Source organism: Thiofilum flexile DSM 14609 (assembly GCF_000380185.1).
Taxonomy (GTDB): Bacteria; Pseudomonadota; Gammaproteobacteria; order Thiotrichales; family Thiotrichaceae; genus Thiofilum; species Thiofilum flexile.
Map to the genome: position 1 here is coordinate 12,187 of NZ_KB904747.1, position 16,336 is coordinate 28,522.

21 protein-coding genes are annotated in these 16,336 nt (G+C 43.4%); 12 read left to right on the forward strand and 9 right to left on the reverse strand.

Annotated features, from left to right (window positions below; all coding sequences use genetic code 11):
• The first annotated feature begins 74 nt into the window (after positions 1-74).
• Genes hemC through A3IK_RS18180 form a run of 4 tightly spaced genes read left to right on the forward strand, consistent with a single transcriptional unit; the run spans position 75 to position 4,093 of the window.
• Entirely contained in the window at positions 75-1,010 is a 936-nt protein-coding gene (gene hemC / locus A3IK_RS0101270; protein WP_020558143.1) for a hydroxymethylbilane synthase, read from the forward strand.
• Complete coding sequence (locus A3IK_RS0101275; RefSeq protein WP_020558144.1) at positions 1,007-1,774, forward strand: uroporphyrinogen-III synthase; 768 nt, start codon at positions 1,007-1,009, stop codon at positions 1,772-1,774. Before hemC ends, A3IK_RS0101275 begins: the two co-directional genes overlap by 4 nt.
• Positions 1,764-2,882 carry a uroporphyrinogen-III C-methyltransferase gene (locus tag A3IK_RS0101280; RefSeq protein ID WP_020558145.1) on the forward strand — a complete coding sequence of 373 codons (1,119 nt, stop codon included), beginning with the start codon at positions 1,764-1,766 and terminating at the stop codon, positions 2,880-2,882. Before A3IK_RS0101275 ends, A3IK_RS0101280 begins: the two co-directional genes overlap by 11 nt.
• Complete coding sequence (locus A3IK_RS18180; protein ID WP_020558146.1) at positions 2,882-4,093, forward strand: heme biosynthesis HemY N-terminal domain-containing protein; 1,212 nt, start codon at positions 2,882-2,884, stop codon at positions 4,091-4,093. Before A3IK_RS0101280 ends, A3IK_RS18180 begins: the two co-directional genes overlap by 1 nt.
• Before the next feature lie 60 nt (positions 4,094-4,153).
• On the opposite strand, the gene A3IK_RS0101290 is transcribed toward A3IK_RS18180, so the two are convergent.
• The 9 genes from A3IK_RS0101290 to A3IK_RS0101330 form a co-directional block, all read right to left on the reverse strand.
• Entirely contained in the window at positions 4,154-5,377 is a 1,224-nt protein-coding gene (locus A3IK_RS0101290) for a malic enzyme-like NAD(P)-binding protein (RefSeq protein ID WP_020558147.1), read from the reverse strand.
• 286 nt (positions 5,378-5,663) lie between these two features.
• On the reverse strand, positions 5,664-5,909 hold the full coding sequence (locus tag A3IK_RS0101295) for a type B 50S ribosomal protein L31 (protein WP_020558148.1): 246 nt from the start codon (positions 5,907-5,909) through the stop codon (positions 5,664-5,666).
• An 80-nt stretch (positions 5,910-5,989) separates the two neighbouring features.
• On the reverse strand, positions 5,990-6,688 hold the full coding sequence (locus A3IK_RS0101300) for an SIMPL domain-containing protein (protein WP_020558149.1): 699 nt from the start codon (positions 6,686-6,688) through the stop codon (positions 5,990-5,992).
• A 138-nt stretch (positions 6,689-6,826) separates the two neighbouring features.
• Positions 6,827-7,342, reverse strand: a complete 516-nt coding sequence (fabA, locus tag A3IK_RS0101305; protein WP_020558150.1) for a 3-hydroxyacyl-[acyl-carrier-protein] dehydratase FabA — start codon at positions 7,340-7,342, stop codon at positions 6,827-6,829.
• Between the two features lie 31 nt (positions 7,343-7,373).
• Entirely contained in the window at positions 7,374-8,243 is an 870-nt protein-coding gene (gene ubiA / locus A3IK_RS0101310; RefSeq protein ID WP_020558151.1) for a 4-hydroxybenzoate octaprenyltransferase, read from the reverse strand.
• A complete protein-coding gene (locus tag A3IK_RS0101315) occupies positions 8,240-8,566 on the reverse strand; it encodes a (2Fe-2S) ferredoxin domain-containing protein (RefSeq protein WP_020558152.1) in 327 nt (108 codons plus the stop codon). Before A3IK_RS0101315 ends, ubiA begins: the two co-directional genes overlap by 4 nt.
• 96 nt (positions 8,567-8,662) lie before the next feature.
• The gene (locus tag A3IK_RS0101320) at positions 8,663-8,854 is read right to left on the reverse strand and encodes a hypothetical protein (RefSeq protein WP_020558153.1); all 192 of its coding nucleotides are present in this window, start codon (positions 8,852-8,854) and stop codon (positions 8,663-8,665) included.
• A 181-nt stretch (positions 8,855-9,035) separates the two neighbouring features.
• On the reverse strand, positions 9,036-9,398 hold the full coding sequence (locus A3IK_RS0101325) for a bactofilin family protein (protein ID WP_020558154.1): 363 nt from the start codon (positions 9,396-9,398) through the stop codon (positions 9,036-9,038).
• A 34-nt stretch (positions 9,399-9,432) separates the two neighbouring features.
• Positions 9,433-9,807, reverse strand: a complete 375-nt coding sequence (locus tag A3IK_RS0101330; protein ID WP_162596599.1) for a hypothetical protein — start codon at positions 9,805-9,807, stop codon at positions 9,433-9,435.
• A gap of 208 nt (positions 9,808-10,015) precedes the next feature.
• Here A3IK_RS0101330 and A3IK_RS0101335 point away from each other — a divergent pair, with 208 nt between their 5' ends.
• From A3IK_RS0101335 to A3IK_RS0101370, 8 genes are all read left to right on the forward strand, one after another.
• Complete coding sequence (locus tag A3IK_RS0101335) at positions 10,016-10,723, forward strand: hypothetical protein (protein WP_020558156.1); 708 nt, start codon at positions 10,016-10,018, stop codon at positions 10,721-10,723.
• 24 nt (positions 10,724-10,747) lie between these two features.
• A complete protein-coding gene (locus tag A3IK_RS0101340) occupies positions 10,748-12,124 on the forward strand; it encodes a hypothetical protein (protein ID WP_020558157.1) in 1,377 nt (458 codons plus the stop codon).
• Positions 12,125-12,128: 4 nt separating this feature from the next.
• Positions 12,129-12,677, forward strand: a complete 549-nt coding sequence (locus A3IK_RS0101345; protein ID WP_020558158.1) for a GTP-binding protein — start codon at positions 12,129-12,131, stop codon at positions 12,675-12,677.
• Positions 12,670-13,320, forward strand: coding sequence for a hypothetical protein (locus A3IK_RS0101350; protein WP_020558159.1), 651 nt, complete (start codon positions 12,670-12,672; stop codon positions 13,318-13,320). Before A3IK_RS0101345 ends, A3IK_RS0101350 begins: the two co-directional genes overlap by 8 nt.
• A gap of 55 nt (positions 13,321-13,375) precedes the next feature.
• Positions 13,376-13,738 carry a roadblock/LC7 domain-containing protein gene (locus tag A3IK_RS0101355; RefSeq protein WP_020558160.1) on the forward strand — a complete coding sequence of 121 codons (363 nt, stop codon included), beginning with the start codon at positions 13,376-13,378 and terminating at the stop codon, positions 13,736-13,738.
• 94 nt (positions 13,739-13,832) lie between these two features.
• A complete protein-coding gene (locus A3IK_RS0101360) occupies positions 13,833-14,939 on the forward strand; it encodes a FimV/HubP family polar landmark protein (protein ID WP_020558161.1) in 1,107 nt (368 codons plus the stop codon).
• Positions 14,940-15,125: 186 nt separating this feature from the next.
• Entirely contained in the window at positions 15,126-15,863 is a 738-nt protein-coding gene (locus A3IK_RS20000; protein ID WP_083915645.1) for an OmpA family protein, read from the forward strand.
• A gap of 2 nt (positions 15,864-15,865) precedes the next feature.
• Positions 15,866-16,318 (forward strand): hypothetical protein, encoded by a 453-nt coding sequence (locus A3IK_RS0101370; protein WP_020558163.1) that lies wholly within the window; start codon positions 15,866-15,868, stop codon positions 16,316-16,318.
• The last annotated feature ends 18 nt before the right edge of the window (positions 16,319-16,336 follow it).

The window sequence follows — 16,336 nt, forward strand, 5'->3', positions numbered from 1 at the left end:
ACCTGTACATTGCTGGAACTTTAAAATTGTTTGCCGTAAAGTCTTTAGCATTCATTGATTAGGCTTTCAGACATATGGCTCACATTATTCGCATTGCGACCCGCACTAGCCCCTTAGCACTTTGGCAGGCTGAACACGTTGCCGCTCAACTTCAACACCATCACCCTGATCTACAGATTGAATTAGTTGGCATGGTGACACGTGGAGATAAAATTTTAGATAGCCCCCTCTCTAAAATTGGTGGTAAGGGCTTGTTTGTAAAGGAGTTAGAGGCGGGTATGCTGGAGGGGAGTGCCGATATTGCAGTCCACTCAATGAAAGATGTGCCGATGGACTTTCCAGCAGGCTTACATTTACCAATCATTATGGAGCGTGAAGATCCGCGCGATGCCTTTGTTTCGCAGCGTTATCAATCTTTAGCTGAGCTGCCTGAAGGGGCGGTGGTTGGTACTTCGAGCTTACGCCGCCAAACCCAATTACGCGCACGGTTTCCGCATTTAGTGATCAAAGACTTACGGGGTAATGTTAATACCCGTCTGAGTAAACTAGATCAGGGAGAATATGATGCAATTATTCTCGCCGCCGCAGGGTTGATTCGTTTAGGTTTTCAAGCCCGTATTACCGCCTATTTAAGCACCGAAGAGAGTTTACCAGCGATTGGACAAGGTGCTATTGGCATTGAGTGCCGGGAGGGTGATACTCGTATTGAATCCTTACTTGCCCCCCTTAATCATCCTGATACTGCCTTACGGATACGAGCCGAGCGTGCGATGAATAAGCGTTTAAATGGCGGCTGTCAAATTCCGGTAGCTGGTTTTGCGGAGTTATCAGGCAATAGTATTCATATGCGGGGACTAATAGGCTATCCCGATGGTTCACAAACCTTTACTGATCAGCAGTCTGGCAGTATTAATGAACCGGAGGCATTAGGTATTGCTATCGCGGAAAATTTACTGCAGCAAGGTGGTGATAAAGTGCTTAGCCTCTTAGGGGTTGATGTGACGCTATGAGTGCCCACTCAGCACCGAGTTTAACAGGTCAAACTTTAGTCATTACCCGCCCCGCTCATCAAGCGATTAAGCTTACCCAGCGCCTACAACAAGCAGGCGCTACGGTTATTGCCTGCCCTCTGCTCGCTATTGAGGCATTGCCCTGTGAATTACTCCTTCATGAGGCAAACTTGCACGCTTATCAACTCGCTCTGTTTACTAGCCCGAATGCCGTTGAATACTTTTTCAAACAATTAACGCACCCTTATCTTCCTAGCCATTTCAAAATTGCTGCGATTGGTAATGCTACCTCTCAGACCTTGGCAAATTATGGTATTCAGGTTGATTACGCACCTGATACTCATTTCACCAGTGAAGAACTGCTCGCCTTACCTGCTTTCGCTGCCTTATCTCCACAAAAAATCTTGCTGGTTAAAGGTTCAGGAGGGCGTACCCTATTAGCTGATACCTTACGGGCACGAAACATGCAGGTAATATCCTGTGAGGTTTACCAGCGCATTACCCAACCCTTACCTACATTGAATATTCAGTGGGAGGCCGTCAGTTGGGTTATGATAACGAGTTTGGAAGCCTTGCAGCACTTAGTTACCTGCTGGGGCGGGGCTGTTAATCCTGCTCATGTCCCCTTATTAGTCGGTAGTGAGCGCATTGCTCAAGCAGCTCAACAACTCAATTTTAAGCGTATTCATACCGCCCATAATCCTAGTGATACTGCGATGTGGGAGGCTTTGCATAGGGTTTGGAATAACCATAATGATAGATAAATCTTCACGACCTGATTTAGATCTTGACCTTTTTCAACCACCGCCACCCTCTTGGAGTGGTCGCTTTGCCGTATTTTTGGCAGCACTCGCGTTTCTTTTTACCCTGATTGGTATTGGGGCAGGTTATCGGCACTGGCAGCGGATGAATGTTAAAGTCGTCGCCACACAAACCCAATTACAACAACAACAGCAACACCTGACCCAAGTTCCCACAGATACAAAAATCAAACGCTTAGAAAGCGAACTAGAACAAACCTTAGCGGCACAACAGCAGGCTATGAATGAGCGCTTTAAAACGATTCAAGAACTAGAACAACAAACCCGCCAATTTGCCCTAACCGTTGCGAAACAAACAGAGCAGATCACGCGTATTCAAGGCCAACTACAAGAAAATATTAAACCCTCTAATCCCTCAGAGTGGCAAATAGCGGAAGTACAGTTTTTATTAAAACTGGCTAATCGTGAATGGCAAATTACCCAAAATAAAACAGCGGCCTTAGCGGCTCTAAAAGAAGCCGATCAAGTATTAATGAATTTAGCCATTGTGGAATATATTCCCACACGCCAGCAAATTATTCGGGATCGCAAAACACTAGAGGCCTATCAAGGGCTAGATGCTCCCTTTATTACCGAGCAAATCCAACAAATACGGCAAACACTGCACGCGCCTAAGCCTTTAACCCCCGCTCTAGAGGCACAATTAAAGCCTAAACAACCGGATCGCCCTTTAACTTGGTGGGAACGTTATTCAAGTGAAGCAAAAGCGCTATGGGGTGAATCATTCACTATTCGCCCCGTAGATCAGCCTTTACCCGTGATTTTAGATGCTGAAAATAGCCAACAGATTTATCAATTAGCACTATTACGTCTAGAAACACTGCAATTATTATTATTACAAGGCAATACTGAAGCAGCGCAAAGCCAAATCCAACTATTAATAGATACTTTTAACGACTACTATCCTGCGCAACAAGCAGAGGAATTGATTAGCGCTTTAAATACCTTAAAAAAATTAACGACTGACAGCCAACGCCCTGAGCTAGCAAGCCTTAAAGTATTTAATAATGTGACTATTAATTCTAAGCAATCCTCCGAGGTAAACCCCTAATGCGTTACTTAATCGGTTTAGGCTTAGTATTAATAATATTTTTGGGCTTACTCTATTGGTCTATTAATAATCCTGGCATGACTTTAGTCAGTTGGAATGAAAACCCTACTTATATTATGCAGGGACGTACTGCTGCCTTTATTTTATATTTAGTGCTAGGATTTTTTACCTTACATTTTGCCTTAAATGCATTTTATCGCCTCTTGCATTTACGTCAGATCATTAAAGATCGCTATGCCGCTCGTACCTTTGCACGGGGTTTATTAAAGCTCACAGAGGGTAATTGGAATCGAGCAGAAAAGCTCTTGCTCTATCAAGCCGATGAAACTGAAATGCCCGTGCTTAGCTATATTGCCGCTGCACGCGCCGCTCATATGCAAGAAGCTTATGATCGCCGTGATGAGTGGCTAAGACGCGCCTTATTACATAATCAAGGCTCACGTTTAGCTGTAGGGGTATCACAAGCGGATATGCAAATTACGGCTAATCAATTAGAGCAAGCACATGCTACCTTAAGAAGTTTACAGCCCTTAGCCCCTAAACATCCTTATGTTTTAAGATTACTTGCTCGTGTTTTATATCAACAAGAAAACTGGGATGAGTTAGTTGATTTATTACCTGAATTAATTACCCAAAAAATCCTTAAAGCCGAAGATATGCAGAAAATAGAAGTAGCGGCTTTAACAGGGTTATTTGAGCAACAACTTAAACAAGGTGGCATTATTAAATTAAAAGCCATGTGGCAACGTTTGCCTACAGCAGTCACCACTCAGCCTGAAGCGGTTTATATCTATACTAAAATACTGCTAAAGATAGAGGATTATGAAACTAGCGCTCAGATGATTGAAACCACCTTAAATCAAACATGGCATGATGGTTTAGCAGAGCTATATGGACGAACGCCACAAAGGGATATTGAGCAGGCATTAGCTAATGCTAAGCAATGGCAAACTCATCAAGCTAATAATCCGGTTTTATTATTAATGCTAGCGCGGCTTTATCGCCAACAACAAAATTGGCTCTTAGCCAAACATTATTATGAGTCTAGTGTGAATCAAGCACCCAATGCGGAGGCTTATTTAGAGCTAGCAGAGTTATTAGAATATTTAGGCGAAACCGAAAACGCCCAGCATAGTTATCAAGTGGGTTTACGCTATAGCATTTATCGCAAAGGCGAGCGCTTGATTTTAAAACCGATATCTAATACTTAAAAATGCTAACTCATAGGGCAATCACATACTATTGCCCTATTCATGCTCAAGACCAGACTACTAGCTTAAACGCGCGACTCCTGAAGCAATTGCTGCTTGCGCAATTACCGCAGGAATACGCTCCGGTAAACGCGGATCTAAGGGTTTAGGAATAAAATAATCTTTACCAAACTCCATAGACTTTAAGTTATAAGCATCCAATACTTCCTGAGGTACAGGCTCACGTGCTAATTGGGCAAGAGCATGTACGGCTGCCATGAGCATTTCGGTATTAATGCATTTTGCGCGTACATCTAAAGCACCCCTAAACAAGAATGGGAAGCCTAAGACATTATTAATTTGATTCGGATAATCACTGCGCCCGGTCGCCATAATTAAATCATCGCGGGTTTGCAGCGCTACATCACGAGCAATTTCAGGATTAGGATTAGATAGGGCAAACACAATCGGATTGGCTGCCATAGACGCTAGCATGTCTGCGCTTAGTAAATTAGGGCCTGATAAACCGATAAAGACATCCGCACCCTTACAGGCATCTGCTAAGGTACGTAGCGAAGTGGTCTGAGCATAGGCTGCTTTATATTCATTTAGGTCATTGCGCTCGGTATGAATAATCCCTTTGCTATCCACCACAAATAGGTTTTCTTTCTTAGCACCGAGTGCAGTGAGCAAATTCATGGAAGCAATACCAGCGGCTCCTGCCCCTAGACATACTATTCTTGCTTGCTCAATCGTTTTACCTTGTAGTTCTAAGGCATTCAACAAACCTGCTGCAATAATCGCTGCGGTGCCATGTTGATCATCATGAAATACCGGAATATCCAGCATCGCTTGCAAACGTTTTTCAATTTCAAAGCAACGCGGCGCACTAATATCCTCAAGATTAATACCGCCAAAGGTTCCAGCAATATTTTTTACTACCGTAATAAATTCTTCGACATCTTGGGTAGCCACCTCAATATCAAATACATCAATATCAGCAAAGCGTTTAAAGAGTACGCCTTTACCCTCCATCACGGGCTTACTTGCCAAAGCCCCTAAATTACCTAGTCCTAAAATAGCGGAGCCATCACTAATGACAGCCACTAAATTACCTTTACTGGTATAGGCATAGGCATCTTCTGGATTCGCCGCAATCGCTTTAACAGGTTCGGCGACGCCAGGGGTATAGGCCAGCGATAAGTCACGCTGTGTATTGGTAGGTTTGGTGATTTGTAAGGCGATTTTACCGGGTTTAGGCTCAGCATGATACTGCAAGGCCTCTTGGCGTAAATCTTTAATCATGAATCTCTCTCCTATTGGCTCAAAACACTAGGGTTAGTTTGAGCTATTTTTTGCTACGGGTGCTAATAAAAAATCTAACTACCCCAAATAGCATTTAGATTTTCTGTTCGCCCTATCCTTACAAGCCTGTTGAATGGGTTAATGTCTAGCTAGTAGATTAGAGTCATGAGTGTATCACTGCATTAAAAAGTTGTAATCCCAATTGCAGCACTTAGCCTTTTTTTATCTACAAATAAAAAAAGCACTCCTAAAGAGTGCTTTTTTAGCGCAAGGCGGGAAAGTAAAATTAACCGCGTTGATAACGGCGATTGAATTTATCAATCTGACCAGCCGTAGCGAGAGCGCTGGCTTGTTTCCCTGTATAGAAAGGATGAGATTGACTAGAAATCTCAACCTTCACTAGGGGATACTCTTTCCCTTCAAATACGGTTGTATCTCTAGTTTCCGCCGTGGAGCGAGTCAAAAACGTGAAGCCGCTAGTTAGATCCTGGAATACGACTTCTCTATAATTTGGATGAATACCGGGCTTCATGTTGAAGTTCCTCAAAGTGTGGTATATCGAATTTACGAAAGGGCGGTATGCTAGCAAAATCTACCCCACTCTCGCAATCTCTATTTTGCTGATAACTCAATCTCTGCCGCGACATCGACTCTTAAAGTCTGTTTTCCCGCCTCTAAAGCCGGCGCTGGAGCCGCATCCATGGTAGCAGCTTTCATCATGGCAATAGGCGCTCTAGGCATAAAAACTTGCTGACCTGACTGAATATTCAGCATTACGACGCGATATTCTGAACGCCCCATATTGCTTTGAACTTGAGCAGCACGACGTTTAACATTACCTAAAGCTTCTGCAATTAGCTCATCTTCAATCGCTTTTTGTACCTTAGGCGAGACGGCATAATTGACGGACTCGATACGTAATTGCTCTTGTAGCTTGCCCAGCAAAGTACTCATGGCATTAATTTCAGTGCTTTTGACCTGTAAGGTTTGGCGTACCTGCCAACCAATGATTTTGCCCTTATCATCATAACTAGGGTAAGTGGTATAACTTAAAGTGCGTGCTTCCACACCATCGATCTTTTTAGCCTCAGCTACCCCCCACGTAATCGCACTATTCACCTTTGCAGACAATGAGGTGCTATCCTGCCCTTCTTCAGCGGCATATAACACGGCAATAGCGGTATCATTCTCGACCTCACGCTCGGCATTGGCACTGAAAGCCACGCGATCATATTTTTGTGCCTCCTCCGCGTGTACCGTAGCACTTACCATAGCAGAAGCCAACATTAGACCTATTAACCAACGTTTCATAACAACATAGCCTTTTAAAATAGCGTTATATTAAAAATTTCAGCTTACTCAGTAGCCGTATACAAAATACCGCTACTGATGATTTTGATTAGCGTTATGTGGTTAGGTATTAAAAATACCATTATGTTCCAAGCAGAGTTAAAAAGACTCGGTGGAGGTAAATAAACCTACCCGCAAATCCTTAGCCGTGTAGATCTCGCGCCCATCCACCTCTAGACTACCATCGGCAATTCCCATCACTAATTTACGGGTAATTACCCGCTTTAAATCCACTTTGTAGACGACCTTTTTAGCCTTAGGGAGGACTTGACCAAAGAATTTAACCTCGCCCACCCCTAATGCGCGTCCATGTCCGGGATTACCCAGCCAAGCTAAATAAAATCCCACCATTTGCCACATAGCATCCAAACCTAAGCAGCCGGGCATCACAGGATCACCCGGAAAATGACAGGCAAAAAACCATAAATCAGGATTGATATCCAGCTCAGCAATAATATTGCCCTTGCCGTGTGGCCCACCGTTATCGGTAATTTCTATAATACGATCCATCATGAGCATATTCGGTACTGGCAACTGAGCATTCCCAGGCCCAAACATCTGCCCATGACCGCATTGTAAGAGTTCTTCACGATTAAAACTGGCTTGTCTAGACATCCTCGCCCCACAGCAATTAGCAAAAGACGGATTATAGGGGTGCAGGCAAGAGATAATCCAGACTTAAGCCTAGAAACACCGCTAAACCAAACCAATTATTGTTGAGAAACGCCTGAAAACAGGGTAAACGCTCACGCTTTCTAATCAAATATTGCTCATAAAGCGCAAATCCTGCGGCTACGACTAAACCACCATAATAAAATACCCCTAGTTCAGCGAGCTGCCCCACCCAAATCAGTAATGCCAAGGTTAGTATTTGCAATATACCAATCACTAACTTGTCATAGTGCCCAAAGAATATAGCGGATGATTTAACCCCAATTTTTACATCATCCTCTCGATCACTCATGGCATACATGGTGTCATAGGCCACCGTCCAACACAGAGAAGCGGCAAATAAGACCCAAGCCAGTAAAGGAGGCCACTCATCAGTGGTCGCAGTAAAAGCCATAGGAATCCCCCACGCAAAGGCTACTCCTAAATGGGCTTGGGGTAGGGAGTGAATACGCTTCATAAAGGGATAGGTTAGCGCTAAAAACACCGCCCCTAAGGATAAAATAAGGGTTTTAGTATTGAGCTGTAGTACGAGGATAAAAGCAGTTAGGCACAATACTCCGCACACGAGCAAAGCCTCACGTGCCGAAATATGCCCCGCCGCAAGAGGACGATTGCGAGTACGTTCGACATGAGGGTCAATATCACGATCAGCATAGTCATTAATAGCACAGCCTGCCGAACGCATTAAAACCACGCCTAGCACAAAGATAAGTACTAATGACAGGGATGGGTGCCCCTCAGCAGCAATCCATAATGCCCAAAGGGTAGGCCACAATAATAAATAAATACCAATAGGGCGATCTAAACGCACTAACTGTGCATAATATTTAAGGCGCTGCATCATGGAGTTTGGTCGACCATCAAGCGTTTAACAGGTTGACCATTTTTCAAATGGCTTTCAATGATTTCATCGAGATCAGATTCATCAACATAGCTGTACCAAATCGCCTCTGGATACACCACCATCACAGGGCCAAAATCACAGCGATCTAAACAACCCGCATTATTGATACGTACCTTACCTACACCATTTAGACCTAAGGCTTTACAACGCTGTTTGGTATAATCACGTAGTGCACTAGCATTATAATTAGCACAGCAATTTTCACCATTAGCGCGTTGGTTAGTACAAAAGAACACATGATATTTGAAGTGAGAGTCAGACATGATAGATCCTACCTAAGCGTCAAGCTAAACAGCTATCATGCCAGAAAAAAATAGGACGGAAAATCCGCCCTATTTTTCTTAATAACTAAGCCGTTATTATTGTGGTGTCGCTGGGTCAGCAGGAGCTGCTGCTGGAGCCGTAGCCGCTGGTGCTGCTGCAGGAGCCGTAGCAGCCGGTGCTGCCGCAGGAGCCGCTGCTGGTTCAGCCGCTTTCTCGTCTTTACCACCACAAGCAGTTAAAACTAAAGCAGTTAATAAAGTAGCTAATACTAAACGTAATTGAGTCATTGTTAATCTCCGCAAATAAATAATAAACACATAAAAACACGAAGCCCGATCAAGTTAACTAGGCTATCTAAAGTGACATCCTAGTTACCTCTTATAATCTAGTTAACTTGGTATATATCTTATTACATTATAGCGCGAGTACAGTAAATTTTTTACACTAACTACTTTAAACTTAGTAAATTTAAAAAGCCTCTGGCTTACCCAAAGCCATCAAGCTGCCATTGATAGTAGCCCCTTGCTCAACCTTAATTTCTGAGTAGTGAATATTGCCTGTTACTTCGGCACTAGAGGTGAGCGTAATACGCACAGAGGCAAAAATATCACCTGCAACTTTTCCCGCCACAATAATGGTAGGCGCTCGAATCTCACCCGCTACTTCACTGTTTTCTTGTAAATGTAAAGAAGCATTCGACTCTACGGGTGCCACAATATTGCCGCTTACGCGTCCTTGTAGATAAAGGGTGCCACGAAATGAAATATCACCAATTACCTCAATATCAGTATCAAGCTGAGAGGTATGTAAAGAAGAAGGGTTGCCAGACATCGATTTTATTGTTCCTATTGCTAATTAAAAAGATTCAACGTGCTGCTCGCAGTTGTGCTAGCTCACGTTCTAAGGCTGATATTGTATCATCGCGCCATTGCAAGTCTTGCAGTAATGCCCTGACTTGATCTTCGGTCGCTTGCAAACGCACGACCAAATCCGTATTGCCGCCGACGGCATCTAGCTGAGAGCGTAGCTTCACTAGATGATCTTCTTTTTCTTTCAAATCACGGCGTAAATCGGCATTGTCTCGATGACATTGTTCTAATCGAAAACGTGCCTCAAAGGGATCGGTGGTTAAAGGTAAAGTATTGCCAGGTAATTTGGGCTGACGCAAACCGCGCCCCCACCACCCCAAGAGCACCCCACCAAGGGTAGCAATAACTAAGAATACAGTTATTTGGCTCATCAAATACCACATTGAACTTCCTCGCTGACCTACTTTACCAATTATTATAGAATTTAATATGGCTCAGAACTTATGTTAGACCACACTGCCCCTACCTGGCTAATGATTGTACGCTAAAATTTATCGCTGATAATTAAAAAAACTTCTGTTGAAAACCACTTCGCACACTATAAACTAAATAAAGCCCGCTATGTAATCGACAGAGTTTATGTTAGAAAATTTATTTAGTGCTGAAAAATCAGGACGTTTGCCCCAGGTTGATCTAGTTTTCAGAGTGCCCGATGTGAAATCTCTGCAGTTTGATGAGAGTTTTGACCCCTTGACCACATGGCATTATTTTACACATCATATTCGACGCTACCCTCACGATCTGCGTGCTCACACGCAGAGGGTATTATTAGCAACCCGTCCTGTCTTACATAGTAAGTTAGCGGGTACTTTACAAGATTTATTTATTGCATTAGGGACATCTGGGCAGGCTTTACGTGAGGAACTCTTGGAGGTAGCACAACCTTATCTTTCTAATATAGATAATGCCTATTTTGAAAGCTGGCTCAAAACACCTGTACTCGACTCACCGTGGCGTGAGGGTTCTATTTTAGTATCCGGTAATACGACTAAACCGAAGGTACTGGTTCAATTACAAAAAACGACGACAATTCAACAATATGCCTCGGTATTAGAAGAGGTTTATGATTGTTTAGAATATGGTCAAGTAGAGCGGGCGCGTGAATTACTTGAGGCTGAGTGTTTACGCCCTGCTCATGATCCGATATTTGACCAAGAATTATTAAATATTTATCAGTATACCCGCGATCAGGGGCGCTTAAATCAAATGATTAATACGATGCAAAAAATGGGGTTCATTGTACCCGACTCATGGTTTGACAAAAGGCAGGAAGCCGTACAATGGTAATACAGTCATGGAATGGGAGTCTCGATGATGATGCAGAATGACATCTTGAAAGCAAGCATGCTAACCATCAGTCCGCATAATCGAGCTATCTTAGAGTTTTTCTTCGCAGGAGCCGGTAAAAATTTATTTCGTATCACCCCAGCGCATGAGGCTGAAACATTTATTATTGATTACGATCACCCCGGCGCACATGAAGAATGGGAAAGGATTCACTTGAGCCAGTCTCAACCTTGCATCATTATTTCTATTCGAGATATTGATTTGCCTAATAGTATTTGGGTAGCTAAACCCTTGACCACTAAAGCTTTGGCTGATGCGGCGCAACGGGTACAACTCTTATTACAAAACCACAATAAAAAAATGGTAGTTCCTGCCTCTGCTGCAGCCTCATCCTCTGCATCAACACTTAAACCTGTAGGAACACCTATACCCTCCACACGTGACTTTGCCCAGCCTGCTTTGGATCCTGTCCTTACACCTAAAGTCAGCTCTATACCTGCTTCAGCACCGCAATCTTTCCTGTCGGAAGACATATCGGTTACTACCCTCAGAACACCGTTTGAGGCGGCTCCTAAAACCAATACTAATCCTAGTAGTACGCGTAATCCTAAGCTCTTATTAGTGCGGGATACGGTTACCCCTATGGTTGAGCCGACTAGTAATAGGGATTCAGTGAAGCAGCAACAACGCTGGTCTTTATTGTGTGGCACGCTACCTGATACTACCCCCGAAAATTTACAGCGTGACCGGCATATTTTTGATGCCAATCAATACTTACTCGGCTCGCTCATGGAGGCTACTCAACAAGCTAAAAAAACGGGGCAAGTGTTTCAGGTATTTATCACTCGTCAACACTATATCTTGTTGCTACCTCAACCCAACTATGCTTTTAGCTCGTTGGATATTCATGGTGCTGAGTTTGCAGATTTATGTACCTACCCCATCACTAGCAATCAAGTACATATTCATATCCCAACGGCTGTAGAACAGGCTCAATTAGATGCCTATGTGCAACAGCATCCGACCCATCTCTATGATTTAGATGCCTGTCTTTGGACAACCACCTTATTAACCTCTGGCGGACGTCTACACCAATTATACGATCCTAATAAAACCTATCGGCTCAAACATTGGCCTAATCTTACTCGTATGGAATCCATCCCTCATGTCATGAGTATTGCGGCATTGTGGACTCAACAAGCAGCAACCCCTTTTGACATAGCCAAACAGCTAGGTATTCCACAACGCTATGTGTTTGCCTTTCATAGTGCCAGCAGTTACCTCCTGCTGTTACATCAGGAGCAAGCGGCTCCAACATCTAACTCAATAACCGAGCCTAAGAAAAACCGTGGACTCTTCTCGCGTTTATTGAAGCGTCTACTCGGAGGAGGAGCAAAGTAACTGTATGAGTGTAACCAATAAAAAAATCATTTTCACAGGTCCTGTCGGCTCGGGAAAAACCACGGCTATTAATGCCATTAGCGATATTCGCACCGTTACGACAGATGCGCTCGCCTCAGATATGACTCAAAGTCGCAAACCACAAACCACCGTGGCGATGGACTATGGTTTGATTACACTAGAGGGAGATGAACGTATTCATTTATATGGAACCCCAGGACAAGAGCGCTTTGACTTTATGTGGAATATTCTGATTAAAGGAGGAATCGGCCTAATACTGTTATTAGACAATACACGCACAGATCCCTTTCAGGATCTAAAATTTTATACTCATGCATTTCGTGAATTTATTGAACAACAACAAATGGTAGTGGGTATTACCAGAATGGATTTGCAGCGTAGGCCAGGCATTGCTGAATACCATCAATGGTTAGAGCAATTAGGCTTAAATGCCCCAGTCTTTGAGATTGATGCCCGTAATCGTAAGGATGTTATAACGCTCATACAAGCGCTGCTTTACTCACTAGATCCGGGGGTTTCTGTCGATGAGTGAATATGTATTAAGTGATAATTTATATCTCGGCGTAACACCCGGCGGCGTTTATTATACAGTCCAAGATAATCATGAAGAACCGGGTCGGCTCTTTTTGCATCGTTTATTACAAGAAAGTCAAACCCCGCTATTTAATACTGAAATAGCGTGTCAGCTCAGTGGTATGAAACGTCAAAGAGCGCTGGAATTTGTGCATTGGCTGCAAGAAGCGGGTTTAATTACCGGTTTAGAGCACCCCGAACAAGCCCCACATGAGTCCTTAGAGCGCCTATTACCGAGTTTATTACGCGCACTTTCAGATGAAGGTAAAGCCGTTTTGGCTGAAAGTCGTGGGCTATATTTAGGCAGTGCGGGATTTCCTCATGAGGCGGCGGAGGAGTTAGCCGCATTAAGTGCGAATTTAACTGCGGTCTATGCACGACATAAAGCATTATTGCAAGGAAATCTCCGCTATAATCAGCGAGCCTGGGGCTTAGTAGATGCTACCGGGAACAGTGAGTTAGGGTTTTGGCCTGTTTATATCGGCAATAATCGTTTTACCCTCATCATTGGTGGAATCCCTCAATTTAACCAACCCATATTCAAGCAACTGGTTTGGGCATTGGAATTACGCTACGGCACTACTAAGCCGGAATCACTATAAACCAACTATAAATCGACATCATCGTTACGATGAATCATCGCAAGGAGACAATAATATGCGATCCGAAATGCTTAGCTCGATCCTGAGCGATTTGAATGGGTCATCTGCTGATATTGAAGCATCAGCAGTGTTATCAACGGACGGGTTAATGATCGCCTCTATGCTACCGAGTGGTATGGATGAAGATCGCGTCGGTGCTATGAGTGCCGCTATGTTATCGCTCGGTGATCGCACCTCTGAGGAGTTAGCCCGTGGTGCATTAGAACAAGTACTGATTAAAGGAGATCATGGTTATATCTTAATGACTCATGCTGGGAAAGATGCGGTCATCACTGTATTGGCAAAGCCTAATGCACGTCTAGGTTTGATTTTTCTAGATGTTCGTAGAGCTGCCGAAAATATTGCTAAAATTATTTAAGCAACTTGCTCGATTCCTAGCGGCAATCACACGGATCAGCCGCAATAGGAAACCGTCATTGTGTATTTATTTCAACTGAAAAGTAGTCGTTATAATGACCTCACGCACCCCTATTAAACCCCTAACACATTCTCTAGCATTTTTATCTAAAGTGGGTTTACTTTGCTTAGCTGCTACAGCTACTGCTGAAGCAAAAACTATTACTATCCAACCTAACGACACCTTAAGCGATATTATTTATACGCACTATCCTAATGCCAATAATCCACTAGAGATGATGCGTAGGGTACATGCGAATAATCCTGATGCCTTTGTCGCTAATAATCCTAATCGCCTCATTGTCGGCAAGCCTTTAGTGCTAGAGGATACAGCACCGTTAGACCAAGAAGCGCATACCCGTTTTGAACTACTCCGTACTGAAAAACAATCCTTAAGCACCCAATTGCAAGCGATTGAAAAAGAAAATATTGAACTAAAACGCTTGCTGAAACGCTTTGAAACAGAACAAAGTCAATACAACACCACTAGCCAACCACTTGAAGGTAAAGTCACCACACTGGATGAAAAAGTAGCGGCTACCTCGACTGATTCAATCCCAACTACTAGCACTGATAATGAGTTAAATACTCAACTCAGCAATGAGCTTAAAAAAGTTCAAGCAGACTATGCAGCCTTGCAACTCCAATTAAAAGCGGCACAAGAGCTAACGACCGAACACGATCAGCAATTATCGCTTGTTAAAACCCAGCTAGCTGCCCAACAAACTACGAATAAAGAGCTGAGTCAAGCCCTGCAAGAAGCGCGGGAGCTAAATGGTCAACTCACCTTAGAGCTACAAAGTAAACAACAAAACTCTAATTTACCTTGGATTTTAGGCGGTGGAGCGGCGTTATTATTATTCCCTCTGCTATGGTGGGTACGTCGTCGCCCAGTGGCTAGTCTATCTACCCCAGATACTAGCTCAGTAACAGCAACCCAAAACCCACCGGATACGCTCAAAGTAGATACGAATCTTGGTGAGCCTTTATATCGACAAGGAGCATTGGGTTTTAATGAAGGACGTTTAAAACTTAATATCGCACGGGCTTATCTGGATAAGCGCGATACTAAGGCCGCCGCCGAGTTATTACAGGAAGTATTGCGCGAAGGCGATGACACTCAAAAACAACAAGCTCGCGAAATCCTCTCGTTCATTAACTGACAATAACAATACTCCCTGTAAACGCATTTGGTCAGAAACCTAGAAACGAATATCCTTAGTGTTCTAGTTAACTCTGTTCAGTACTTCATAATGACCTGCCATAAGAGCATTAAAGCTAATGGCAGGTAGACAGGAAGTCTCTATTTTATTGATTAATTTTAAACTGCATCAGGGAGAAGCAGTGTCATGAGCCTTTCTAAACGGACTTGGAACCCTATGTTAATGTTTGGTGTAACAACCATGCTATTTATTGTCTGTTTAACAGCCATTACGCTCAGTTGGAAACAAAACAGTATTGAGGTCGACCTCACTCAACGTACGCGTCAAGCACTAGATCTCTTAGGTTTTCTAGAAACACCCGTACAGTTTAGTGGTCGAGATGGAACGTTACTACTTAGCACCACAGAAGCAGAACGTATCAAACCCTATCTAGCACAACTCAGCCAGATTGAAGGAGTACATCAACTCACTACTAGCATCCAACCGAGTCAGGCAACATCGGTGCTTGATTTTAATGCCAACATGAATGATCTTGACGAGAACGGTCTGTATATCCCCTCACAAGCTCATCCATTAGAACAGATTAATCTAGCTAGTATTCACTTTGATTACGCACAAGTCACCTTAACTTCTGAGAGTTTTGGTGTACTGAATAAATTGGCTCATGATATTAAACAGTATCCTGATATTAAAATTGAAATATCGGGGCATACTGATAATACAGGCACGGCATTGGGTAATTTAGCGCTGAGCAAAATTCGAGCACAAGCCGTGGTGGACTACTTAGTGAAGAACGGGATTAATCCCCAACAATTGGTGGCGGTTGGCTATGGCTCTACTCATCCAATTGCCACTAATACAACCCGTTCAGGGCGAGAAACTAATCAACGTATTGCCCTGACAGTGTTACAGGATAAACACTAATCATGTTGGATATTTCATTATCAACTATTATTTTAAGCATAAGTGCTCTAGCACTGGGAATAGGCATTGGTTGGTGGATTAGCACTGTACGCCGTATCCAGCAAGATACCCTTACTCATCAAGAACTGCGCGGTTTACGCCATCAATATGATTGTGCAGTGGAAGAAAACAACCGTCTACGTCAACAAATCAAACAGGTGGAAGAAAATCGTGCCAAAGCAGTGAGTTTGCTGGATGCAACCAATGATTACGGCTATTTTCTAGAAACCCGTAAAGCCCTAGAGGACAGCCGCAAGCGTTCTGAGTCCCATCTCAAAAAACTGCAAGAGCAAGAGCAGCATATTGTTAAATTGACTTCTATTATTCAGTCTATTCAATCAGAGCATGATGCTAAAATTGGTCGAGGTCTAAATTTACCTACACCTACCCCCATCGAATCTGCTCGCCGCTCTTAAAACTTAAGCTGCCATGGT

What these genes read in the sequence shown, in the direction of transcription:
- hemC (WP_020558143.1), top strand. Translation starts at nt 75, where the DNA reads ATGGCTCACATTATTCGCATTGCGACCCGCACTAGCCCCTTAGCACTT.
- A3IK_RS0101275 (WP_020558144.1), top strand. Translation starts at nt 1,007, where the DNA reads ATGAGTGCCCACTCAGCACCGAGTTTAACAGGTCAAACTTTAGTCATT.
- A3IK_RS0101280 (WP_020558145.1), top strand. Translation starts at nt 1,764, where the DNA reads ATGATAGATAAATCTTCACGACCTGATTTAGATCTTGACCTTTTTCAA.
- A3IK_RS18180 (WP_020558146.1), top strand. Translation starts at nt 2,882, where the DNA reads ATGCGTTACTTAATCGGTTTAGGCTTAGTATTAATAATATTTTTGGGC.
- A3IK_RS0101290 (WP_020558147.1), bottom strand. Translation starts at nt 5,377, where the DNA reads ATGATTAAAGATTTACGCCAAGAGGCCTTGCAGTATCATGCTGAGCCT.
- A3IK_RS0101295 (WP_020558148.1), bottom strand. Translation starts at nt 5,909, where the DNA reads ATGAAGCCCGGTATTCATCCAAATTATAGAGAAGTCGTATTCCAGGAT.
- A3IK_RS0101300 (WP_020558149.1), bottom strand. Translation starts at nt 6,688, where the DNA reads ATGAAACGTTGGTTAATAGGTCTAATGTTGGCTTCTGCTATGGTAAGT.
- fabA (WP_020558150.1), bottom strand. Translation starts at nt 7,342, where the DNA reads ATGTCTAGACAAGCCAGTTTTAATCGTGAAGAACTCTTACAATGCGGT.
- ubiA (WP_020558151.1), bottom strand. Translation starts at nt 8,243, where the DNA reads ATGATGCAGCGCCTTAAATATTATGCACAGTTAGTGCGTTTAGATCGC.
- A3IK_RS0101315 (WP_020558152.1), bottom strand. Translation starts at nt 8,566, where the DNA reads ATGTCTGACTCTCACTTCAAATATCATGTGTTCTTTTGTACTAACCAA.
- A3IK_RS0101320 (WP_020558153.1), bottom strand. Translation starts at nt 8,854, where the DNA reads ATGACTCAATTACGTTTAGTATTAGCTACTTTATTAACTGCTTTAGTT.
- A3IK_RS0101325 (WP_020558154.1), bottom strand. Translation starts at nt 9,398, where the DNA reads ATGTCTGGCAACCCTTCTTCTTTACATACCTCTCAGCTTGATACTGAT.
- A3IK_RS0101330 (WP_162596599.1), bottom strand. Translation starts at nt 9,807, where the DNA reads ATGAGCCAAATAACTGTATTCTTAGTTATTGCTACCCTTGGTGGGGTG.
- A3IK_RS0101335 (WP_020558156.1), top strand. Translation starts at nt 10,016, where the DNA reads ATGTTAGAAAATTTATTTAGTGCTGAAAAATCAGGACGTTTGCCCCAG.
- A3IK_RS0101340 (WP_020558157.1), top strand. Translation starts at nt 10,748, where the DNA reads ATGATGATGCAGAATGACATCTTGAAAGCAAGCATGCTAACCATCAGT.
- A3IK_RS0101345 (WP_020558158.1), top strand. Translation starts at nt 12,129, where the DNA reads ATGAGTGTAACCAATAAAAAAATCATTTTCACAGGTCCTGTCGGCTCG.
- A3IK_RS0101350 (WP_020558159.1), top strand. Translation starts at nt 12,670, where the DNA reads ATGAGTGAATATGTATTAAGTGATAATTTATATCTCGGCGTAACACCC.
- A3IK_RS0101355 (WP_020558160.1), top strand. Translation starts at nt 13,376, where the DNA reads ATGCGATCCGAAATGCTTAGCTCGATCCTGAGCGATTTGAATGGGTCA.
- A3IK_RS0101360 (WP_020558161.1), top strand. Translation starts at nt 13,833, where the DNA reads ATGACCTCACGCACCCCTATTAAACCCCTAACACATTCTCTAGCATTT.
- A3IK_RS20000 (WP_083915645.1), top strand. Translation starts at nt 15,126, where the DNA reads ATGAGCCTTTCTAAACGGACTTGGAACCCTATGTTAATGTTTGGTGTA.
- A3IK_RS0101370 (WP_020558163.1), top strand. Translation starts at nt 15,866, where the DNA reads ATGTTGGATATTTCATTATCAACTATTATTTTAAGCATAAGTGCTCTA.